13 protein-coding genes are annotated in these 23,622 nt (G+C 66.2%); 3 read left to right on the top strand and 10 right to left on the bottom strand.

Going from position 1 to position 23,622, the window contains the following annotated elements:
• Positions 1-33: 33 nt before the first annotated feature.
• The 5 genes from ASD86_RS12310 to ASD86_RS12290 form a co-directional block, all read right to left on the bottom strand.
• Positions 34-3,048 carry a TonB-dependent receptor gene (locus tag ASD86_RS12310; protein WP_056110828.1) on the bottom strand — a complete coding sequence of 1,005 codons (3,015 nt, stop codon included), beginning with the start codon at positions 3,046-3,048 and terminating at the stop codon, positions 34-36.
• Positions 3,049-3,521: 473 nt separating this feature from the next.
• Entirely contained in the window at positions 3,522-5,591 is a 2,070-nt protein-coding gene (gene fusA / locus ASD86_RS12305) for an elongation factor G (RefSeq protein WP_056110827.1), read from the bottom strand.
• A gap of 1,260 nt (positions 5,592-6,851) precedes the next feature.
• Complete coding sequence (locus ASD86_RS12300; RefSeq protein ID WP_056110825.1) at positions 6,852-9,656, bottom strand: AAA family ATPase; 2,805 nt, start codon at positions 9,654-9,656, stop codon at positions 6,852-6,854.
• Complete coding sequence (locus ASD86_RS12295; protein WP_200957247.1) at positions 9,649-10,629, bottom strand: hypothetical protein; 981 nt, start codon at positions 10,627-10,629, stop codon at positions 9,649-9,651. Before ASD86_RS12295 ends, ASD86_RS12300 begins: the two co-directional genes overlap by 8 nt.
• Entirely contained in the window at positions 10,629-12,116 is a 1,488-nt protein-coding gene (locus tag ASD86_RS12290) for a hypothetical protein (protein WP_157476562.1), read from the bottom strand. The genes ASD86_RS12295 and ASD86_RS12290 overlap by 1 nt, the downstream gene beginning before the upstream one ends.
• A gap of 213 nt (positions 12,117-12,329) precedes the next feature.
• On the opposite strand from ASD86_RS12290, the gene ASD86_RS12285 reads away from it, so the two are divergent.
• The 3 genes from ASD86_RS12285 (at position 12,330) to ASD86_RS12275 (ending at position 16,256) form a co-directional block, all read left to right on the top strand.
• The gene (locus tag ASD86_RS12285) at positions 12,330-14,393 is read left to right on the top strand and encodes an NADPH-dependent 2,4-dienoyl-CoA reductase (protein ID WP_056110823.1); all 2,064 of its coding nucleotides are present in this window, start codon (positions 12,330-12,332) and stop codon (positions 14,391-14,393) included.
• A 644-nt stretch (positions 14,394-15,037) separates the two neighbouring features.
• Entirely contained in the window at positions 15,038-15,496 is a 459-nt protein-coding gene (locus tag ASD86_RS12280) for a cell wall hydrolase (protein ID WP_056110821.1), read from the top strand.
• 148 nt (positions 15,497-15,644) lie between these two features.
• The gene (locus tag ASD86_RS12275; RefSeq protein WP_056110819.1) at positions 15,645-16,256 is read left to right on the top strand and encodes a glutathione S-transferase N-terminal domain-containing protein; all 612 of its coding nucleotides are present in this window, start codon (positions 15,645-15,647) and stop codon (positions 16,254-16,256) included.
• Between the two features lie 309 nt (positions 16,257-16,565).
• Here the strand turns inward: ASD86_RS12275 and ASD86_RS12270 are convergent, their stop codons facing one another.
• The 5 genes from ASD86_RS12270 to prpE all read right to left on the bottom strand — a co-directional run bounded on the left by ASD86_RS12270 (position 16,566) and on the right by prpE (position 23,250).
• Entirely contained in the window at positions 16,566-17,072 is a 507-nt protein-coding gene (locus ASD86_RS12270; protein WP_056110817.1) for a hypothetical protein, read from the bottom strand.
• A gap of 314 nt (positions 17,073-17,386) precedes the next feature.
• Positions 17,387-18,538, bottom strand: coding sequence for a 2-methylcitrate synthase (prpC, locus tag ASD86_RS12265; RefSeq protein ID WP_056110815.1), 1,152 nt, complete (start codon positions 18,536-18,538; stop codon positions 17,387-17,389).
• Positions 18,539-18,941: 403 nt separating this feature from the next.
• Positions 18,942-19,829 carry a methylisocitrate lyase gene (prpB, locus tag ASD86_RS12260; RefSeq protein WP_056110813.1) on the bottom strand — a complete coding sequence of 296 codons (888 nt, stop codon included), beginning with the start codon at positions 19,827-19,829 and terminating at the stop codon, positions 18,942-18,944.
• A 321-nt stretch (positions 19,830-20,150) separates the two neighbouring features.
• Positions 20,151-21,218 (bottom strand): suppressor of fused domain protein, encoded by a 1,068-nt coding sequence (locus ASD86_RS12255; protein ID WP_056110811.1) that lies wholly within the window; start codon positions 21,216-21,218, stop codon positions 20,151-20,153.
• A gap of 127 nt (positions 21,219-21,345) precedes the next feature.
• The gene (prpE, locus tag ASD86_RS12250; RefSeq protein ID WP_056110809.1) at positions 21,346-23,250 is read right to left on the bottom strand and encodes a propionate--CoA ligase; all 1,905 of its coding nucleotides are present in this window, start codon (positions 23,248-23,250) and stop codon (positions 21,346-21,348) included.
• Positions 23,251-23,622 lie beyond the last annotated feature (372 nt).

Raw genomic sequence — 23,622 nt, 5'->3', positions numbered from 1 at the left:
GCCGCCCGGGTGGGCGGCGGCCGATGGCTTCGATCAGAAGTCGGCCTGGACGTTCATGAAGAACGTGCGTCCGACATAGTCGTAGCCGCTGTACAACGGCGCGTTGCCCACGCGGTTGTAGGCGCCCGAGTGCGAGATCACCTTCGGGTCGGCGCCGAACAGGTTGCGCACGCCGCCGGTGACCGACCACTTGTCCCACTTGTACTGGGTCGACAGATGCGAGAGGAAATAATCCTCGGTGTGCATCTTGTACGGCGCGGTCGCGCGGTCGACGCCGTAGAAGCCGTAGCTCTGGGTCGCGTCGACCCACTCCAGCCCGTAACGCACCTTCCACTTCTTCCACTCGTAGGTGGTGTCGAGGGTGGCGGTGTACGACGGCGAGCCGACGTTGCCGTTGTAATCGTCCAGTTCGTCCTCGGCGAACAGCTTGCTGGACTGCTCCAGGAAGTGGGTCGCCTGCAAGGTGGTGCGCAGGGTGCCCGGGCCGATGTCGCGGACGTAGCGGACGGTGAAGTCCAGGCCGCGCACGCGGTCGGTGGCCAGGTTGACGTAGCTGTCGTGCACGGTCAGCGCGTTGGTGCCCGCGGCGCGCGCATCGACCAGACGGCAGAAGCCGCCGCCGTTGCGGAACTCCGGATCGTTGTAGCAACGCTGCAGGATTTCGGCGCCGCCGGCGCGCGACACGCCGTTTTCGACTTCGATCTTGTAGTAGTCGACCGCGAACGACAGGTCGCCGAAGCTCTTCGAGAATTCCGGCTGCAGGATGATGCCGGTGGTGAAGTTCTTCGAGGTTTCCGCCTTCAGGCCCTGCTCGGCGCCGCCGGCGGTGATGACCTTGACGCTGTTGGTGGACAGGTAGCCCGGCGCCAGACCTTCGGACGCGCAGTTGGCCAACAGCGCGATCGACGGATCATTGGCGGCCAAGTCGCTGCACGGATCGTTGCCCGAGGCGATGAAGCCCGAGGTGCCGCCCAGGAACTGTTCGAACAGCGCCGGGGCGCGGTACGAGGTGCCGTAGGAGGCGCGGAAGGTCAGCCAGCTCACCGGCGTCCACAGGCCGCCGATCTTGTAGGTGTGATCGCCGCCGTAGGACTTGTAATCGGTGTAGCGCGCCGACGCGTTGAGCACCAGTTCCTCGGCGCCCTTCAGACCGGACAGCAGCGGTACTTCGATTTCGCCGTAGATTTCCTTGACCGAGTCGGTGCCGCGGGTCGGCGCCGCCGAGGTCAGGCCCAGCAGGTTGTTGTTGATCGAATCCAGCGGCGGGGTGTCGTCGATCTTGGCCTTGCGGTATTCCAGACCGAACGCGCCGCGCACTTCGCCGTACGGCAGCGCGAACAGCGGGCCGTCGATGCTGAAGTTGACCGTGCTTTCTTCGTACAGGGTATTGCCGGTGACCGGCTGGTAGACATAGTTGCGCCAAGTCTGCGGCAGCTGGCCGCCGATGACGGCCGAGCTCAGCGCCGGCGCGGCGACGCAGCCACCGGAGGGATCGCGGCAGACGAAACCGCCGCCGGGCGCGGCGACCACGTCGAGGCTGCGCGACATGCGGTCGATCAGGAACGATTCGAAGGTGTAGTCCGAATCCGAACGCGACTTGCTCACCATGAAGTCGTAATGCCAGTCGGTGAACACGAAGTCGCCGCGCAGGCCGCCGGTCGCCTTCCAGAAATCCACGGTCTGCGAATTCTTGTCGTTGCCGGCGCCGATGAACGCGCGCACGCCCAGCGGACGGCCGTTGGTGGTCTCGGTCGGCGCGGCCTGGGACTGCGCGGTCTGCAGCGAGGCCGGCAACAGGATGCTGCCGCGCGCGTAGTCCAGCGACAGCTGCTTGAAGCCGGTCTGGCTGGATTCGCGGCGGTTGGCCAGGACTTCGAAATAGGCTTCGGCGTTGCCGAGCGCCTGCAGGTCGAACGCGCCCTGGACGAATCCGGTCTTCACTTCCACCGGCGAGATCAGCGAACGGTTGAGCGTGCGCGGATCGAAGGTGTCGCGCACGTTGAGGTCGGTGGTGGCGCCGCCGCCCACGCCTTCGAAGCCCGGCAAGCCGGTGGTGATGGCCGCGTTCGGGCGCCAGCGGTTGAAGCTGGTGCCGGTCGCGCCGGGCGCGCCGACGCCGGGACGCAGGTTGGTGCCGATGGTGTTGATGGTGACGCCGTTGACGCCGGCGCTGTTGCCGGCCGGGTAGCACTTGGGCTTGCCGGTCATGTAATCGATCGGATCGGCGCTGCCCCAGGCGCCGGTCGCGCCGGTCACCGGATCGACGGTGCGGCGGTAATAGGTGTTGCAGCGGGTCCAATCGCGGTCGCCGAGGGTCAGCTCGTCGCGGTCGTAGGCTTCGAACGAGCCGGAGATGCTGAAGCGGTCGGAGGTCTTGCCCCACGACAGCGAGTAACGGGTTTCGTCGCCGCCGCCGTCCTCGGTCACGTTGTACTGCGCTTCGGCCGAGAAGCCGTCGAGGTTCTTGCGGGTGATGATGTTGACCACGCCGGCGACCGCGTCGGAGCCGTAGATCGACGAGGCGCCGTCCTTGAGCACTTCCACCCGGTCGATCATCGAGGTCGGCAGCACGTTGAGGTCGGCCGAACCGACCGAACCGCGCGAACCCGCCGGCGCCACGCGGCGGCCGTTGAGCAGGATCAGGGTGCGGGTCGGGTCCATGCCGCGCAGGCCGAGGGTGTTGGCGCCCGGGCCGCCGTTGGTGACGAAGCCGCCGTAGGCGTTGTTGATCTGCGCCGAACCGCCGGTGACGGCGGTGCTCTGCAGCGCGCCGGCGGCCGAGTTGAAGCCGGCCAGGGTGGTTTCTTCGCGGGTGATGACCTGCAGCGGCGAGACCGAGGTGAAGGTGTCGCGGCCGATGCGCGAACCGGTGACGGTGACCGTCTCCAGGCTGGTCGCGGCGGTCGCGGTTTCCGTGGCCGGCGCTTCGGCGTCCGGCTTGGCGGCGTCCTGCGCGAACGCCGCGCCGGCGACCGGCAGAATCAGCGCGGCGATCAGCGCCGAACTCAGACGGTGCCTTTTAGGTGCAACAGAAGTACGTGAAGCCATCGCTTCCCCCTGGATAATGTATTGGTGTTTCAGTTAGTTACCGGAACCTGCCAGACGTACCCCACATCGGGCGGCGGTGTTTTTTCATCGAACGTTAACGAACGATTCACAGGAAATTAACCGTACTGACATCACCCGTCAACATTGATCTGCTTCACCGTTTTTGCACAACGAGGTGAATGGACTGACTGTGCAGGGCACATGACCGTGCCTGTTTCACACTCTTGAAAGCCAGTCAGTCACATAAATTAAAGCAAGTCCTCACAGATCATTAACGTGATCCGGACGCGCCACCCCACCCCGCGCCACTCAAATGGCGCACTCGGATCGGCCCGTTGAGTCGGCCTGTTGAGTCGGCCGGCCGATCGGCCGGCCGGCCAAAAAGAAGGGCGGTCGACCCGGAGCGTTCATCGCATCCGTCGTCGCCGCCCTCCTCGTCCTGCTTCACGCCGCGATCCGCGGCGCGTCCTGCCTTACCCGGCCTTGGCCTCCTGCCGGGCCTGCTCGTAGCCGTTGAACACCACCGACGCCGAGGCCCGACCCTGGGTCAACGAGCGCAGCGCGGTCGCGTAACCCGACAGCGCGGCCAACGGCGCGCGCGCGCTCACGTCGGTGCGGCTGCCCTTGTCCTCGATGCCGAGCACCCGGCCCGAGCGGCGTTGCAGATCGCCGACCACATCGCCGACGTTGCCGGCTGGGGTGTCGATGACCAGCGCCATCACCGGTTCGAGCAAGGTCGTGCCGGTCGCCGCCAACGCCGCCTTCAAGGCTTCGCTCGCGGCGCGCTGGAACGCCAGCTCGCTGGAGTCCACCGCGTGGGTCTCGCCGTCGGTGAGGCTGACGGTGAGGCCGACCAGCGGATAACCGCGCGGGCCTTCGCTCAACGCCGCGCGCAGGCCCTTCTCCGTCGCATTGACGAAGTTCTTGGGCACCACGCCGCCGCTGGTGCGATCGACGAACTCGAACTGCCCGTCCTCGCGCGGCGCGACATCGATCGTCACCCGCGCGAACTGGCCTTGCCCGCCGTTGCGCTTGACCACCTTGCCCTCGATGCCCGTAACCGCGGCGCTCGGGGTTTCCTGATAAGCCACGCGCGGCGAACCGGTGCGCACGTCCACGCCCCAGCCTTCGCGCAGGCGCTCGACCATGACGTCCAGATGCAGCTCGCCCATGCCCCAGACCAGGGTTTCGCCGGTTTCCGGATCGGTGCCGACCCGGAACGACGGATCCTCCTGGGCCAGGCTGGCCAAGCCCTGGCCCAGACGGATCAGATCGCTGGCCTTGGCCGCGGTCAGACGCCACGACAACACCGCCGGCTGCGCCTGGATCGTGTCGAGCACGAGCTTGCGTTCGACGCCGCTGAGGGTTTCGCCGCTGACCGCGTCCTTCCATCCCTGGATCGCGACGATCTCGCCGGCATACGCCACCTCGACATCGCGGCCGTGATCGGCCTGCACCACCACCAGTCGGCCGACCCGCTGCGCGCGCTCGCGACGCGAGGCCCACACCGTGTCGCCGACCCGCAGCGTGCCCGAGTACAAACGCACGAACGACAGCGCACCGTGTTCCTGATGCACGATCTTGAACACCAGACCGCTCAGTGGGCCCGAGGCATCCGGCGCCAGCGCGACTTCACCGTCTTCGCTTTGCGCCGTCACCCATGGACGGTCGAGCGGCGACGGCAGGTAGTCGACGATGGCATCGAGCAGGGTTTCCACGCCCTTGTTCTTGAACGCGGAACCGCCCAGCACCGGCGTGCCGGCGCCCTTCAAGGTGCCGCGACGCAGCGCCGCCTTGAGCAGTTCGGCGTCGACCGCGCGCGCTTCCAGAAAGGCTTGCGCGAGTTCGTCGTCGTGATCGGCGACGGCCTCGATCAGGCGCTCGCGCAGCGGCTCGTGTTCGCGCGTTTCCTCGTCGTTCCACGGACGCCGGACGATGCCGCCCGTCTCGTCCCACAGCACGAGTTCGCGCGCGACCAGGTCGATCCAACCGCGCAGTTCGCTTTCCGCGCCCAGCGGCCGGCCGATCGCCCACGGCGTCGCATCGAGCTTGTCGCGCATCTGCGCGAGGGTCTGCTCGAACGACGCGCCGACGCGGTCCATCTTGTTGACGAACGCGATCAGCGGCACGCCGTGCCGGCGCGCCTGGCGCCACACGCTTTCCGATTGCGGCTGCACGCCGTCGACCGCGCTGAACACGGCGACCGCGCCGTCGAGCACGCGTAGCGAACGCTCGACTTCGATCGCGAAGTCGATGTGGCCTGGGGTGTCGATGATGGTCAACCGGTGTTCGGCCTGGCCGTGCGGGGTCCAGTGCGTCTGCACCGCGGCCGCGCCGATGGTGATGCCGCGGCGTTGTTCGATCGGATCGAAGTCGGTGGTGGCGGCGCCGTCGTGGACTTCGCCGACGCGATGGATCGCGCCGGTTTTCCACAGCAGCCGTTCGGTCAGCGTGGTCTTGCCGGCGTCGACGTGGGCGATGATGCCGAGGTTGCGCCAGCGCGAAGTATTGAGGGTGCGGGTGGTGGTGTTCGTGGTGTTCATGACTGAGCCTTGATGCCAACACAGGAGGCCGCGCGCCCCTGTTGGCTGCAAGGCGCGCGGCTAGGTTTGGGTTTCGGCCGTGGAATTCATGGCACGTTCTCCTTGGTTTTCAGGGGTTCGGTAAAGGGATGCCGCTTGCCTGACGGCTTGCCTGGATCGTTTTCGACGGATCGTTTCGACAATCGCGGGCAATAAAAAAGCACCCTTGCGGGTGCTCTGTTCTGGTGTGGCTTCGCGCGGTCGTTACATCGACGCAGCGGCGAAAATCACAGGAGGCAGGCGCACCCGGCCCGCGCTCACGCGCTGGGCTTGCAGCGATATCAGTAGCGGAAACTGCTTCATGGGCGCGGTGCGACTGCGGTTTTGGGTGTGCATAGAGTAAGGGCGGCGCGGCGGGAGTCAATGGGCGCGGGGCTTGGGCGGTTGGGATATATCGTTCCATTGGCTGGATGACCATCGGCTGGATGAAGGTCGGGCGAATGGGGTGTCTTGCTTGAGCCGGCAAGGCGTGCGGCCGACACCGTTGATTCGCACGAAACCGCGGCTGAAATCGGCGCCCACTTTGGAAAAGGGGGCGAGCGTCCGNCGATGCTGGCTGGCGATTGGTGCGCGGGGGATTCGCTTTTGGGTGGTTGGCGGTGCGATGGAGAGAAAGCAAAAGCGAAGGCGCAATCACTACGATTGCCGAAGACAAATGGTTCTCGGCGGATCACGGAACCGACGATTTCTTCGCACGAAGCCACTGCTGAAATCGGCGCCCACTTTGGAAAAGGGGGCGAGCGCCCGACGTGCTTAGATGCTGGGTGGCTATTGGTGCGCGGGGGATTCGCTTTTACGTGGTCGGCGGTGCGATGGAGGGAAAGCAAAAGCGAAGGCGCAATCACTACGATTGCCGAAGACAAATGGCTATCGGTGGATCACGGAGCCGACGATTTCTTCGCACGAAGCCACGGCTGAAATCGGCGCCCACTTTGGAAAAGGGGGCGAGCGCTCANCGATGCTGGCTGGCGATTGGTGCGCGGGGGATTCGCTTTTGGGTGGTTGGCGGTGCGATGGAGCAAAAGCAAAAAGCAAAAGCGAATCCCCCCTGCCCCCCTTTTTCAAAGGGGGGAACAGCAATGGCAAAGGCCACAGCAAGGCGAATTCAATTTTGGAGAAACACTCGCGTCGAGAAACACTCGCGTCGAGAAAGACACGGGCTCCGGAAAGATCACGGAGCCGTCCTAGCAGCCAGGCTGAATTACCTTCAGCCAAAACCCCTTACGCCGCCTTGCTGTCCTCGCGCTTGCGCTTGAGCACCGCCACCGCTTCCGCCCACGGATTACCGCCGCGGCGCTTGCTGGTCGCAAGCACCAGGTCGGAGGGTTCGAACACATTGAGGTTGTGGGTGATCGGGGTGGTCAGGATGTACTGCGCGTCGGTCGCGCGCAGGAAGCGACCGACCTTCTCGATGTTGAACACGTCCAGATGCGCGAACGGTTCGTCGATGAAGACGAAGCCGCCCGGCTGATCTTCGTCGCGCAGCAAGGCCACCAGCAACAGCAGCGACTTCATCACCTGCTGGCCGCCCGAGGCCTCGCCATCGTCCAGGCCGATCCAGCCCTTGCGGTCGAAATCGAAGCGCACCGACAGGCCGGCCTGAGCCAAGGTCACGTCGTCGTTGGCCAGTTCCGGCATGTCGGCGTCGACGCCGATGCCGGCCAGTTCGCCGAGCGCCGCGAGGTTCTTCTTGTAACGGCGCACGGTCGCGCGCAGCACGTTGATATAGGCGCCGCGCGCTTCCTCGGTCAGGCGCTTGGCGCGGTCCAGATGCGCTTCGCGGCGGCCGATCGAACTTTCCAGTTCGTCGTGGTCGGCGCCGATCTTGTCGCGCAACGGCACGCAGGATTCGTCAGAGACGAAGCCGCCGCGCTCGAGCCGATCGTCCATGCGCTCGATCTCGCGACGCACCGCCGAGGTGCTTTCGTACTCGGCGCGCGCGGCCGCGAGCGCGGCCGGGCTGCGCCAGGCATCGGGCATCAGCGCGCGCTTGCGGCGGTAATCGAGGATGCGCTGGATCAGGCTCTGGCGTTCGCCGTTGATCTGCTGCCCGCGCTCGCGCAACTCACGCGCGAGTGCGTCGATCTGGCCCTGGCGCTTGGCCGCGGCGATGCCTTCGGCCTTGTCCTGTTCGGCGGCCTCGTCGATCTTTGCGCGGGCCTGCGCCAACGCGGCCGCGGCTTCGCCAGCCGCTTCGGCCAGTTCGGGCAGTCGCGCCTGCGCATCGGCGAATTCGTTGGCGCGGGTGACCAGTTCCTGCGCCGCGTCCAAACCCATCAAGCGCGACTGATCGGCGTCGACGCGCTGGCTGAGCTCGTGCAGTTCGGCCTCGCGCGACTGCGCGCGCTGGGTGATCGTCGCCAGTTCGGCGCGCAATTCGGCCAGATGCGATTGGCGCGCGCCGCTGCCGAAATGATGCTGATTGCCGCCGATATGGCGACCACCGCGACTTTCGCGCAGATAGCCCTTCTGGGTGATCCAGTCCTGCCCGGCCGGCAGGCGCGCGCCGTGTTCGATGTCGGTGACGCGGCGGATGCGATCGAGCTGACGCGGCAACCACGCCGGCGGATCGGCCGAGAAACGCACCACTTCCAACAAGGAACCGGCGCTGGCCTTCGGCACCGGCGCGCGTTCGGCGACGATGAAATGACGGTACTGCTGGCTCTCGCCGAGTTTCCACGCGACCCGCGCGTCCTTGGGATTTTCCAGCACCAGCAGATGCCGGTACGGCGCCAGCACCGCTTCGACCGCGACCGACCACTGCGGATCGGCGATCTCGACCAGTTCGGTCAGCACCTGATGCTTGATCCCGGCCTGTTCGAGCCCGGCGCGGAAATCGCGTTCGAACGGTTCGACGATGCGGCCGCCGCCGCTGAGCGCGGCGGTCTGCGCGGAAATCTCGCCGCTGCGCTTGCGGTCGCGCTCGGCTTCCAGTTTCAACTCGGCCTGGCGGCGGCGTCCGCTTTCGACGCTGGCGCTGAGCGCCTCGACATCGATCGCGCCGCGCTGAGCCTGCAAGCGCGCGAGTTCATCGCGGCGCTTGACCAGCATTTCGGCATCGCGCGCGGCGTCGCGGGCTTGGGTGAAGGCCTGCTCGCTCGCGCTGACCTGACGACGCGCTTCGCGCATCGCTTCCTGCAGCACGTCGCGGCCGCTCGCGGCGATCGCGTCGTCGGCGCGCATCTCCTCGAGGATCCGCTCGCGTTCGCGCAGCGCGCGGCGCAGGCCGGTCAGACGCGGCTTGGCGCCTTCGATCGCCACGCGCTGATCGGCCAGTTCGACCTTCGGCGCGATTTCGCTTTCCAGGCGATGGCGCTGATTGCGCAGCGCATTGCCTTCCTCGAACGAGCGCACGTCGGCCTTGGCCGATTCCAGGCGCAGGTGCAGTCCGGCGAGATCCTGGCCGAGTTGCTGCAATTCCTTTTCGACATCGAACTGCTCAGTGCGCGCGCGCTGGTAATCGTCGAGCACCGCCTTGTCTTCGAATACGTCGAAGATCAGTTGCAGCAGATCGCGCGGCGAGTACTGGCAAAGTTTGTCGGTCGCGCCTTGCTCGAGCGTGAGCACGCGGCAGATCGCGCGGGTCAGACCGGCGCCGGCCAGGCGCACGCGGTAATCGCGCACGCCGAGCCAATCGCCGCCCTGCTCCAGAGTTTCCACCGGGGTATCGCCGGCGACGATCTGGTAATCGCGGCTCCAGTCGCCACCGCGCTTGCGGATGCGGCAGGCCAGGGTGACCACATCGTCCTTGATCGGGAAGAACGGCCGCCCGCCGCGCTTGTCCGGGCGATTGCTGACCACCGCGCGCAACCACGCGTACGGCTTGCCGTTGTGGCGCAGATAGGTCTTGTAGTCGCGCGCGGTGTCGCGGTCTTCGATCGCCAGCAAGGTGCGCAGCGCGTCGAGCAAGGTGGTCTTGCCCGAGCCGTTGGGACCGACCACGGTGACGATGGACGCGTCCAGCGGCAACTGGAAACGCTGCCAGTAATCCCAGTGGACGACTTCGAGGGAGCGGAACTCAAACATCGGCCGCGGCCTCCTGGTTTTGCTTGGGTGTGGTGTCCGGATTTGCTGCGCTGTCGTCAGCGTCGTCGCTTACCGCGATTGCTTCGGCATCGTCGTTTGCCGTGGTTCCAACTTCGTCGTTGGCGACCGCATCGCCCTGCAACGGCGGCAACGGATCCATCGCATCGCCTTCGCCATCATCGAACACCGCGCCGATTCCCGATTCCCCATTCCCGATTCCCCCTTGGGCATACGTATCCAGATCGGAATAAATCCCCGCCTCGATATCGGCCAGCAACGCCGCGTCGGCCTGCGCTTCGGCTTCGGTCTCGCCTTCGAGTTCGGGATTGTCGGCGCTGTAATGCCGCGCTTCGGCGACCACGAACGACAAGGCGCCATCCATCACCCGGCCGGCGATGCGTTCGTAATCCAGGGCGAGGTCGAGCAACGGGCCTTCATGGATCCGTTCCTTGCGCCGCACGATGAAGCCCTGCCGCGCCAACGAACCCAGATTGAACTGGATGCGGGTCTTGCCGCCGAGTTTCTCGGCGAAATCGGCGAGCAAGGTGCGCTCGTTGATCGGCTCGACCACTTCGGCGCCGACCGGCACCGGCTTGAGTTCGGCGAACATCTGCTCCTGGTCCTGATCGCGATCGGCCTGCTGGCGCGCGATCTGGCGCTGGCGCTTGGGCAGCACCAGCAGCGCCCACAGCACCACCAGCAGCGCGATCGCGTCGCGGTCGAGTTGCAGATTGGTCGACGACCAGGCCTTGGCGCTGCCGAACACCGCCGATTCCTGCGGGCGGGCGATGCCGACCGCGATGTTGGCGGCGTAAGGATGTTCGAGCAGGCGCATGCCGGCCGCGGCGAGACGGCGATCGAGGTCGTTGCGCAGTTCGGCGTCGGTCAGCAGATCGCGGACCGCGACGTCGTCGCGCGGCAGCCAGCGTTCGGCCAGCAGGCGCGCGATCAGGGAAGCGATGGGGTCGTTCATCAGATATCCGCGGTGTCCTTGCTCGCTTTGACGCGCTTGCCGGCGGGTGCGGCAGCGGGCGTGTCGGCGCTGTTCTTCTTGGGTTTGCGTTTGGGTGCCGCGGCCGTCTCGGGCGCGGCGTCGGGCGCGCTCGCATCCTCGACGTCCTCGCGCGCCTCGGCGCGCCTGCGCGGCTGCTTGCCGTGCAAGGTGATGTAGTCGGGCGCTTCCAGGCGGCCGCGGCTCATATAGGCCACGCCGGCGCGATCGATGGTTTCGAATTCGGTATCGACGCGCCACGCCAGCGGCAGCCGCGCCATCGACGCGCTGACACCATTGCGATTCTCCGCGCCGGGATCGCCGATCAGTCCGAGCAAGGACAAGCGATACGCGCTTAGCGCGAAGCTGTCCTGCGGCACCACCGCGCTCAATTGCGCCGGCGCATCCGCGGACGCGGCGGCGACATCGGCCAACGCGGTCAACTGATCGAGCCAGTTCTCGGCGAACTGGAAATCGGTGGCCGCGGCCGGCGAGGCCTCGGTGTCGGGCGCGGCCTGCGCGGGCGGCAGCGATTGGTCTTCGTGCGCTTCGCGTTCGCGTTCGACCAGTTCGTACTCGGCCACGTCGAGCGCGATCGGCGACAGCATGAACGCCGGGATCGCCGAGCGCGCGAGCACGTCGTCGGCCAACGCGGCCAACGCTTTCGCATCGAGTCCGCGCAGATAACGATTGACGTCCGACGACGACAGGCCGCTCGCGCCCAGATGCACGCGATGGCGATCGAGCTGGCTGAGCGCGCGCTGGAACACCGACGCCTGGCGCAACATCGCGCTCTGGGCGCGGCCGATCTGCTGAGCGACACGGTGAGTGTGGCTGTCGAGTTCCAGGTCCGAGGAAATCTCCTCGACGATCTGGGTGCCCTTCTCGATCCAGCGCCAGGCCTGTTGCAAGGTGCCGGCGGCGCGCAGGATGCGGTGCTCCGAACCGCTGAGCACGGCTTGATCGAAGTCCTCGCGCAATTCGTTGAGCCGCGACAGCAGATGCTGCAGATCGTCCGGACGCACCCGGCCGACCGCCTGACCGGCGGCGATCTGCGCGGTCACGTATGCGAGTTCATCGCCCTCGCGATTGAACTGCAGCAGCAGACCGATCGCCGACAAGGCTTGGCGGCCGACCGGGCTGATCCGGTAGCGCTGGGTCTGTCCGTCCCACAGCAGCAGATCGTTTTCGCGCAGGCGGCCGATCACGGTGTCGAACTTGACCGGATCGAGGTAGCCGAAGTGTTCGCGCAGTTCCTGCGGGGTCCAGTCCGGGGCCTGACCGCGTTCGCCGATCGCGCGCAGCACCAGCAGCCGCACCATCACCGACTCTTCGCCGCCATGGAACAAGGTGGAGAACGCGCGCAGCAGATCGCGCGCGCCCAGCAGGGGCTGCAGGTCGGGCAGGTCGGCGGCGACGATGTCGGCGCGCAGGTAATCGTGGAGGCTGTTTTCTGGGGCGGCGTCCATGGAGGCGGGGCTACGGGGGTCGGGCATGTTCGGCGATGCGCCGCGTCCGTGACAACCGTTGCATTCGGGCGCGTTCGGTGCCTGTCTTCGCCCGGCCTTGACCTGGGACCGCCGCGAACCGGGTCGCAGCTCGCCCAGAGCATCGATTTAGCTTGAATTGGCGCGCCGTTCGCGGCATCGTGCCCAATCCATACGCCAGCGTATTCAGCCAGCATGACCACGGCCGCCCGCAGCTCCGCTCCGCACCCGCTCTACCCGCATCTGTTCGCGCCGCTGGACCTGGGGTTCTGCACCCTGCCCAACCGCGTGCTGATGGGTTCGATGCACACCGGGCTGGAGGACAAGGCCGCCGATTTCCCGAAGCTGGCGGCCTACTTCGGCGAGCGCGCGGCCGGCGGCGTCGGCCTGATCGTCACCGGCGGCTTCGCGCCGAACATCGTGGGCTGGCTCAAGCCGTTCGGCGGCAAGCTCAGCTGGCCGTGGGAAACCGGCAAGCACAAGCAGGTCACCGCCGCGGTCCACCAGCACGGCGGACGCATCTGCATGCAGATCCTGCACGCCGGCCGCTACGGCTATCACCCGCTGCAGGTCGCGCCGAGCAAGCTCAAGGCGCCGATCAATCCGTTCACCCCGCGCGCGCTGTCGGCCGGCGGGGTCGAGCGCCAGATCAAGGCCTTCGTCAATTCGGCGCGGCTGGCGCGCGAGGCCGGTTACGACGGCGTCGAAGTGATGGGTTCGGAAGGCTATCTGCTCAACGAATTCACCGCCCCACGCAGCAACAAGCGCAACGATGCCTGGGGCGGCGATGCGGTCAAGCGCTTTCGTTTCAGCGTCGAAATCGTCCGCCGCATCCGCGAAGCCTGCGGCCCGGACTTCATCATCATCTATCGCCTGTCGATGATCGATCTGGTCGACGAAGGCTCCAGCTGGAGCGAAGTCGTCGCCCAGGCGAAAGCGATCGAAGCGGCCGGCGCGACGATCATCAACACCGGCATCGGCTGGCACGAGGCGCGCGTGCCGACCATCGCCACCTCGGTGCCGCGCGGCGCGTTCACCGGCATTACCGCGCGGCTGAAACCCGAGGTGCGGATTCCGCTGGTCACCACCAACCGCATCAACATGCCCGACGTGGCCGAACGCATTCTGTCCGCGGGCGAAGCCGACATGGTGTCGATGGCGCGGCCGTTGCTGGCCGACCCGGCCTGGGTCGACAAGGCCCAGCGGCAGCGCGCGGCCGATATCAATACGTGTATTGGCTGTAATCAGGCTTGCCTGGACCATGTGTTCGAGAACAAGCACGCCAGCTGCCTGGTCAACCCGCGCGCCTGCGCCGAAACCGAACTGAACTACCTGCCGACCAAGACGCCCAAGCGGGTGGCGGTGGTGGGCGCCGGGCCGGCCGGATTGGCCTGCGCGACGGTCGCGGCCGAGCGCGGCCACCGCGTGACCTTGTTCGATGCCGCGAGCGAAATCGGCGGCCAATTCAATCTGGCCAAGCGCATCCCGGGCAAGGAGGAATTCTTCGAAACGCTGCGCTATTTCGCCGGGCGGATCGAGCAGACCGGGGTCGAGCTGCGTCTGAATACGAGCGCGGACGCGGCGATGTTGGCCGACTTCGACGAGGTGGTGCTCGCGACCGGGATCAAGCCGCGCGAGGTCGCGTTCCCGGGGTCGGATCACCCGAAGGTCGTGTCCTATCTCGACGTGCTCAAGGGCCGGGTGATCGCGGGCAAGCGCGTGGCCATCGTCGGCGCGGGCGGCATCGGTTTCGACGTGGCCGAGTTCCTGGTCCACGACGGTCCGCATTCGATCGACGCGCCGCATCATCCCGACCCGGCGCGCTGGCGCGCCGAATGGGGCGTGGACCTGGGCTATGGCGACAACCGCGGCGGCCTGGTGGCGCCGCGGCCCGAACCGCCCGCGCGCGAGGTCTGGCTGCTGCAACGCAGCCCCGGCAAACCCGGCGCGAAACTCGGCAAGACCACCGGCTGGATCCACCGCGCCACGCTCAAGGCGAAGAAGGTGCGGATGATCGGCGGCGTCGAATATATAGGTGTCGACAACGAGGGCTTCCACGTCCGCGTCGACGGCAGCGATCAGGTGTTGCCGGTCGATCAGATCGTGATCTGCGCCGGGCAGGAACCGTTCAAGCCGCTGGCCGCTGCGTTGGCCGAGCGCGGCACATCGGTACATGTGATCGGCGGCGCCGATGTCGCCGCCGAACTCGATGCCAAGCGCGCGATTGCGCAGGCGAGTCGGCTTGCTGCGTCGCTGTGAAGCGCGACGCGGGATTCGAGATTGGGGATTCGAGATTCGGTAAGAGCGGTCGAGCCGCTGTGGCCGTTGCGAATCCCGAATCCCAACTCCCGAATCCCTAAATGTAGGAGCGGCACGAGCCGCGACCACGACATCCGGTGAACGGCGAAGCCTCCCTTCGCCGGCCCGATCACGGCCCGATCCACCCAAATCCCCATTCAGACTTGCCGAACCAGCCGCAAATCCCACCCCAGGCCGAGTCCACCCCACCCCGGAGACGCCAAATCGCGCAGTCGCGGATCCGGCTCACAGAGGCTTGAGACAACCCCGGCACGCTTCCTGCCGGCACAAAGCCCTGTAGAACCAACGACCTACCACCTGTTCAGAATAAAAACTCCAACTAAATTAGAAACTTGGAAATAGACGTTCAGGTTTTGTTTGGCTAGCCGTCGCTACCGTTCGCCAACTTTTCCGCCGCCCCCTGCAGAGGCCGGCACCCACCATCGCTCTGGGCGCCCATTCGCCCCCGGCCCGATGACGGGGCAAAAGCGCGCCGCTAGAGCCGCTGCCCTCCCCAGTACGCCATGTCAGCTCACCGCTGTCCCGCTTTCCCGTTCGGGAGATCGAAGACCCAGTGCGGCCGACGCAACGGAGCAAGGAGTCATATGAAACTGGCTTGGATCCTGTGGTTGGCATCCGTATTGCCGCCGCAAACCGCCGATTCGCTGTGTTTGAGCACCACCGTGTACCTGGAAGCCCGCGACCAGTCCCTGCGCGGCCAGCAAGCCGTCGCCGAGGTCGCCCTGCGCCGCCGCGACAGCGGCCTGTGGGGCGATACCGTCTGCTCGGTGGTCACCGCGAACAAGCAGTTCGCCCCGACCCTGGTGTCGCCGGGCACGCGTCTGAGCAACAGCGAAGCGTGGACCGAATCGGTCAACGTCGCGCTGGCGGCCGAACGCAACTGGGCGCTGCCCGCGGGCAAGCGCAAGGAAATCGTGCCGGGCGCGAGCCACTTCGCCGCCCACGCGATCGCCAGCCCATCGTGGCGCAACGCGTATCAGGTCGCGACCATCGGCGATCACACCTTCTATAAGGTGCAGAAGCTCAAGTCGCGCCGAGGCTGAGAGCCGGGAATCGGGAATCGAGAGTCGGGAATCGTGAAAAGCGGCGAAACCGCTCTTGCCGTTCCGATTCCCGACTCCCCATTCCCGATTCCCGCCGCAAAGATCGTCGATAATCGCCTGCCCGATTCCTTCATCGAAGAGGCAAGGCATGAAGCTCTACAGCAAGCCCGGCGCGTGTTCGACCGCCGACCATATCGCGTTGCAGTGGACCGGCGGCGCGTTCGAAGTCGAAGTGATGGACAAGGACACGATGAAGGCCCCGGCCTACCTTGCGATCAATCCGGCCGGCGCGGTGCCGGCGGTGGTCGACGGTGATTTCGTGTTGAATCAGAACAGCGCGATCATGGGCTACATCGCGGACAAGTTTCCGCAAGCGCATCTGACCGGCGACGGCAGCGTGCAGCAGCACGCCGAAGCCTCGCGCTGGCTCGCATTCGTCAATTCCGATCTGCATCCGGCGTTCAAGCCGATCTTCGGACCCGGCGCGTTCCACCCAGATCCCGCTCAGGCCGACACCGTGCGCCAGCACGCGCGCGAACGCGTGCGCGCGCTGTACGCGACGGCCGAAAAGCGTCTCGCCGATCGCGAATGGCTCGCCGGTTTCCGCAGCTACGCCGATCCGTATCTCTACATCACCCTGCGCTGGGCCGACTCGGTCGGCATCGACATGTCGGGCTACGAGCACCTGGCCGCGTTCAAGCGCCGCATGGAAGCCGACGCCGGCGTGCAAGCAGCGTTGAAGGCTGAAGGCCTGCAATAAGCGCGACCAGTTCGATCGCTACGGGGCGCGACGTTCGCCGCCTCGTAGCGCGCGTCATCGCATCGGGCGAATGCTCGATGCGATGCCAAGGCTTCGCGTAAGCACTGCGCACGCCGCATCACGCAGCGTCATCAGTCGCAATCAGCGCGCAAGCAGCGCATCCCCCAGATCACAGCGAAACCTGCAACAGCCTCTTGTAGGAGCTGCGTCCGCTGGATTTCCTTCGGTTACAAGTTGCGACTGGGCAACCTGACCCACTGCGCCGGTCTCACTCACTGGATCGAAGCAACAAGACGCAACCACGCACGCTCAAGTGCCGGCAGAAAACCGGGCCTCGATCTCCGCGGCGATATCGTCCTTGCGCGCCTTGGCCAACGCCGCGCTCAACTCCGGCAGCACCTCGCCGAGTTCCTCGCTGTTCGAGCAGCGTTCGATCTTGAGCTGCAGAAAATACCCGCGCAGCCCCAGATGCTCGCGCACGGTTTCGCTCATCAGCGTATACAGCGCCTGATACCGCTGCGGGCTATCCACCGGCGCGCCGGTCGGCAGCGCGAACGCCACACCCGGCGTCGGCGCATGCGCGCTCACCGTGGCCGCGACCGCCGCGGATGAAGCGATCAGCCCCAGGCTTTCAAGCTGTTCCAGCGCATCGGCCGGGCCATGCAGGCTGGCGATCAGATCGCGCAGATGGCGCACGCTGCGCTCGCCGTCGACGATCAGCAGGATCGAACGCAGGACCGGCGGCAATTTGCGCGAACGGTGCTGGATCTCATCGCGGCCGTCGTTCGTTTTGACCGGCAGATCGCTGTCGCGCATGGCTATCCCTCGTAGTGAATCCGACCGCACTGCGAACGTCGCGGACCGCAGGCATCGGCTGCGTTGACTGCAGACTTCGCTACGCTCGCGCGCTCGGCCAGCACCGTCGTTCTCCCGGCTGGCAGCGGATCATGGCATGTGACTCCATGACGTTTCTGTGTCGTATTCGACGTTAGTCGTAAACGGAAATACGTCAACCTGCAAAGGTCGGATGCACGAAAAAGGCCAGGCAATCGCCTGGCCTTTTTACCTTGCTTCCCGCGTTTTACCGCCGCGCCGCATCGCGCGTGGCGATGCGGTCGAGCGGCACGCCGTCAGCGCTGCTCGATCGGCACGTAGGCGCGATCTTCCGGCCCGGTGTAGTTCGCGCTCGGGCGGATGATCTTGCCGTCCTCGCGCTGCTCGATCACGTGCGCGCTCCAGCCTGTGGTGCGCGCGATCACGAACAGCGGGGTGAACATCGGGGTCGGGATGCCCATCATGTGATAGGCCGACGCCGAGTACCAATCCAGGTTCGGGAACATCTTCTTGCTGTCCCACATCAAGGTCTCGATGCGTTCGCTGACGTCGAACAGGACCTGGTTGCCGCCGTCCTTGCACAGCGCGCGCGAGATTTCCTTGATGATCGGATTGCGCGGATCGCCGGTGGTGTAGACCGGATGACCGAAGCCGATCACGATTTCCTTGCGCTCCACGCGCGCGCGGATGTCGGCCTCGGCCTCGTCGGCGCTGTTGTAGCGCGAGATGATGTCCATCGCGACTTCGTTGGCGCCGCCGTGCTTGGGGCCGCGCAGCGCGCCGATCGCGCCGGTGATGCACGAATGCAGGTCCGAACCGGTACCGGCGATGACGCGCGCGGTGAACGTGCTCGCGTTGAACTCGTGTTCGGCGTAGAGGATCAGCGACTTGTCCAGCGAATCGGCCAGCAGCTGGCTCGGCGGTTCGCCGTGCAGCAGGTGCAGGAAGTGCGCGGCGACCGAGTCGTCGTCGGTTTCGCAATCGATGCGGCGGCCGTTGCGGGTGAAGTGCCACCAGTACAGCAGCATCGAACCGAAGCTGGCGATCAGGCGGTCGGCGATATCGCGCGCCTCGCTGGCCGGATGGCCTTCGCGCTCGGGCAGCACAGTGCCGAGCACCGAGCAGCCGTTGCGCAGCACGTCCATCGGATGCGCGTTGGCCGGCACCAGTTCCAGCGCGTCGGTGACGATCGCCGGCAGGCCGCGCAGGCGCTTGAGCTTGGTCTTGTACGCCTTGAGCTGCGAGGCGGTCGGCAGCACGCCGTGGACCAGCAGGTGCGAGACTTCCTCGAAGGTCGACTTGGTCGCCAGATCGTGGATGTCGTAGCCGCGGTAATGCAGATCGTTGCCGCTGCGGCCGACGGTGCACAGCGCGGTGTTGCCCGCGGCGGTGCCGCTCAGCGCGACGGATTTCTTGGGCTTGGGCAGGGTCTGTTGCGTGTCGCTCATGGTCCTTCCTCAATAAAGTTGTCTTTAATTCCTTCTTCCCTCTCCCATGCATGGGAGAGGGCAAGGGTGAGGGCGCGCGAATTCCGGCTTGCGTCGCTGGCGTGAAGTCTCGTGCCCTCACACCCCAAGGGTGCTTCCTTCGGGGCGTCCGGCCTGTCGGCCACCTTCTCCCGCAAGTGGGAGAAGGAAAATCTCAAGCGTTCCAACAAACTCTTCGTTCCATTCCCTCTCCCGCCTGCGGGAGAGGGCCAGGGTGAGGGCGCGCGACTTCCGGCTTGCGTCGCTGGCGTGAAGTTTCGTACGCCCTCACACCCCAAGGGTGCTTCCTTCGGGGCGTCCGGCCCTTCGGGCCGCCTTCTCCCGCAAGCGGGAGAAGGGCTCCGCGGGAGAAGGAAAAATCAGATCACCCGCTTTTCTTGGCGAACAACGCGTCCAATTTTCCTTCGAACGCGTGATATCCAATGCGGTCGTAAAGCTCCTCGCGCGTCTGCATGGTGTCGACCACGTTCTTTTGATGCCCATCGCGACGGATCGACTGATACACGTTCTCGGCCGCCTTGTTCATCGCGCGGAACGCCGACAGCGGGAACAATTGAATCGCCACGCCGGCCGACGCGAGTTCGTCGCGGGTGAACAACGGGGTCTGGCCGAATTCGGTGATGTTGGCCAGCACCGGCACCTTGACCGCATCGACGAAGCGGCGATAGGTCGGCAGGTCGTAAGCGGCCTCGGCGAAGATGCCGTCGGCGCCGGCTTCGACGCAAGCGATGGCGCGTTCGATCGCGGCGTCCACGCCGTCGACCGCGATCGCGTCGGTGCGCGCGATCAGGAAGAAGTCCGGATCGGTCTTGGCATCGGCCGCGGCCTTGACGCGGTCGGCCATTTCGCCGGCGGTGACGATTTCCTTGCCGGGACGATGGCCGCAACGCTTGGCGCCGACCTGGTCCTCGATATGGCAGGCGGCCGCGCCGGCCTTGATCAGCGACTTGACCGTGCGCTCTATGTTGAACGCGCTCGGGCCGAAGCCGGTGTCGATGTCGACCAGCAACGGCAGGTCGCACACGTCGCTGATGCGGCGCACGTCGACCAGCACGTCTTCGAGCGTGTTGATGCCCAGGTCCGGCAGACCCAGCGAGCCCGCGGCGACGCCGCCGCCGGACAGGTAGATGGCGCGGTAGCCGGCGCGCTTGGCCAGCAGCGCGTGGTTGGCGTTGATCGCGCCGATGACCTGCAGCGGCGATTCTTCGGCGAGCGCGGCGCGGAACTTCGCGCCGGCGGAGTGGTGGCTCATCTTCAAGCTCCGGGTGCCCGGTCGGGGGCGATCCGGATATTTTAACCCGCGGCGCGCACCGGCCGATGACGTCGCAGGCGGCTGAACGCGACCGGCCGGGAAGCGAACAGCGACCGGGTCGGCGAAACGGTCGGCGAATCGGCCGATCAGGCACAACGCCGCCGTTCGAGCCGCGAACCATCGGGTGGAGTATCGAGCCCCGCCAGCATGCCCACGGCAGGCAAAGGGCCGATCCCTGCCCTACCCGAGCCCTCGCATCGCGGCGATGCCGTCGCGCGGACACAGACACCGTGCGCCATCGCATGCGCGGCTCAGCGCGCTTCAACCGATGGTGCGAACGATATTGCCGTCCTGATCGCGGATATGGGTTTGCTTGACCACGACCTGCAAGGCCGGAAAGCCTTCGATCTCGTAGCTGCCGGCCTGCGCGCGCAGGCGCGAGACCAGGCTGCGCAAGGCCGGGTCGTTGAGCCGAAGATGCAGCGAGTCCTCGACCGCTTCCGCGCCGCAGCGCTGCGCGGGTTCGAACACGATGCGCTGGTCCTTGCCGATGAACTGGAACTCCACACCGAAGCGCAGCCGCAACGGCAGCAGCGCGAGCAGTTCGCCGACCTGATTGGCGCCGAGGGTGATCTGCGTGGTCGGCGAGCGCAACAAGCGCTTGTGCTGCTCCCAGCCGAGCTGATCGGTGAACAACATGCCGGTCGAGGAACCGTCGCGCGCCGATCCCTCGGCCAGCCGCGCCGCCACGTCTGCGTCCGCAAGCAGCGAGCCGCGCTCGATGTCGGTCACCCACAACGGCAGGTAGTCCTGGAAGACCTCCAGCACCTTCAGGGTCGACCAGCGCTTGAGCGCGAATTCCTCTTCGTTGGTCAGGCCGACGACCTGCAGGAAGTCCACGCGCCCGTTGAGCGTGTCGATCGGCGGCAATTCCGGATCTTCGATGAAGGCGACCGCGCGGATCGCGCTGTCGGTATCGGCGGCGATCGGGCCGTTGGCGTTGAGGTAATGCCCGGACTCGAAGGCGTTGCCGGTCTTGAACACATAACGCGCGAGGTTCTGCAGGAAGTTGAGCACCCAGGTCGGCGGATCCTCGCTGTCTTCCGGATCGGCCAGGCGGAAGCTCAGTTCGAAACCGTAGCCGCTGCGTTCGGGGTCGTCGGACTCCTTCGCGTACAGCTCGCTGAAACCATAGGTGATGAAATGCCAGTGCGGCACCGGGGCGATGCGCTTGTAGGCGCTGATGCCCGGCAAGGGATCGTTGCCGCCGAGCATGAAACCGATCACGGTGCCGTAATGCTTGGGCTCCTGGCGCGAATAGATCCGGTTCAGCGCGCGATCGATCGCGCTCCAGCCCGGTGCTTCGTCGTCCTGTGTGTCGTGCTGCATCGCGTGTTCGCCTGCCGTTTCACCGCGGGCCGTGCCCGCATGCCGTGGCCGATGCTAACGCGATCACGGGAAAATTTCGTCAATGCGCACATTTGGTGATCGGGCGTGAGTCACGCGTCGGCGCGGGTCAGCCGCCCGCGTCGGCGCCGCGTTCGAGCGCGCGGCGGACTTCGTCCAGCGCGGCCGGATCGTCGAGCGTGGACAGATCGCCCGGGTCGCGGTCTTCGGCCAGGGCCTGGATCGAGCGGCGCAGCAACTTGCCTGAGCGGGTCTTGGGCAGCGCGTTGACCACATACACCCGCGCCGGCCGCGCCAGCGCGCCGAGCTGTCGCACCACGCATTGCTGCATCGCCGCGGCGGCCAGCGCCGGGTTCTGCTCGCCGCTGGGCTTGAGCGTGGCGAACACCACCGGCACTTGGCCCTTGAGTTCGTCGTGCACGCCGATCACCGCCGCTTCGGCCACGCCGCTGTAACTGGCGACCGATTCCTCGATCTCGCGCGTGCCAAGACGATGGCCGGCGACGTTGATCACGTCGTCGGTGCGGCCGAGGATGAAGGTGTAGCCGTCGTCGTCGCGGATCGCCCAATCCAGCGAGCTGTACAGCAGTTCCTTGAAATGACTGAAGTAGCTCGACAGAAAGCGCGCGTCGTCGTTCCACACCGTGGTCATGCAGCCCGGCGGCAGCGGCGGCACGATCACCAGCACGCCCTTCTCGTTTGGGCCGGCGTCCAGACCGCTGGCTTCGTCGATCACGCGCAGGTGATAACCCGGCGTGGGCAGGCCGGGCGAGCCGAATTTCACCGGCTGCAGGTCCAGGCCCGGCATCAGCGACAGCACCGGCCAGCCGGTTTCGGTCTGCCAATAGTTGTCGATGATGGTCTTGCCGATGCCGTCGGTGATCCAGTGCGCGGTCGGTTCGTCGAGCGGTTCGCCGGCCAGGAACAACCAGTGCAGTTGCGACAGATCGTGTTTCTTCAACCACGACACGTCCTGCTTCTTCAGCACGCGGATGCCGGTCGGCGAGGAAAACATCGTGCGCACGCCGTACTGCTCGCAGATGCGCCACCAGATGCCGGGGTCGGGATTCGTCGGCAGGCCTTCGTACAGCACTGAGGTGGCGCCGGCGATCAACGGCCCGTAGACGTTGTAGGAATGACCGACCGCCCAGCCCACGTCGGAGGTCGAGAACATCACCTGGCCGGCGCGGATGTCGTAGATCGACCACATCGACAACGCGAGCGCGACCGCGTAGCCGCCGACATCGCGCTGCACGCCCTTGGGTTTGCCGGTGGTGCCGGAGGTGTACAGCAGGTAGCTGGGTTCGTTGGATTCGAGCCACTCGACCGCGACGTGTTCGCCGTCGTGCTGCGCTCGCAAGGTCGCGTAATCGAGATCGCGACCGGCGACGAGGGTGAGCGCCGGGTCCAAGCCGCGGCTGACGACCAACACGTGCGGCGGCGGCGATTGCGCTTCCTCGCAGGCCGCATCGACCAGCGGCTTGTAGGCGATGACCTTGCCGCCGCGCATGCCGGCATCGGCGCAGATCAGCAGCTTGGGCGTGGCATCATCGATGCGCAGCGCCAGGTTATGCGCGGCGAACCCGCCGAACACCACAGAATGCACCGCGCCGATGCGCGCGCAGGCCAGCATCGCGAACACCGCCTCGGCCATGTTCGGCATGTAGATCACCACCCGATCGCCGCGGCCCACGTCCAGCGACTTGAGCACGGCGGCGAAGGTATTCACCTCGCGGTGCAGTTCGCGATAGCTCAGCTCGACGGTCTGCCCGGTCTCGCTCGAAATCGCCACCAGCGCGAGCTGATCGCCGCGTTCGTCCAGATGACGGTCGATCGCGTTGTAGCAAAGATTGGTTTCGCCACCGGCGAACCACTTGCGGAACGGCGGGCGCGAGTAATCGAGAATGGCCTGCGGCGGCTTGCGCCAATGGATCGCCTGCGCCTGCTCGGCCCAGAACGCTTCGGGCTGCTCGATCGAGCGGCGGTGGAAGGCTTGGTAGGACTCGTGACGCATGCGGCTGCCTCGTGGAACCGGTGGGCTACCGTCGGCAGGCTAGACCAGCCTGTGGCGGGATGCGTTACGACCATGGTCTAGAGGTTGGGGTGTTGGCAAGGTGTGATGGGGTGGGATTGGGGATTCGCGCCTGGAATGGGGAATCCGGGCGCCGGGGCTGCGGGGCAGACGAAATCGTCGCCCGATTGGCGGTGGGGTACGGGTCTTACGCCGTAGTCGGGTTGACGCTGTCGCGGCTTGCGCCGCTCCTACAGGTAGGCCATGTCGTTTTCGCTTGCGCTTGAAGTCGCGCAGTTCACCCAGCGCTGCGAAGCATTGAGCTCGCGTTGACAACAGCACACCCGAAGGGCGGCGCACATGGATGTGCGCCGC

The organism is Lysobacter sp. Root690, assembly GCF_001427785.1.
In the GTDB taxonomy this organism is placed as follows: Bacteria; Pseudomonadota; Gammaproteobacteria; order Xanthomonadales; family Xanthomonadaceae; genus Lysobacter.
Note: the sequence above shows the minus strand (reverse complement) of the source record. Positions and strands in the feature narration are given on the sequence as shown.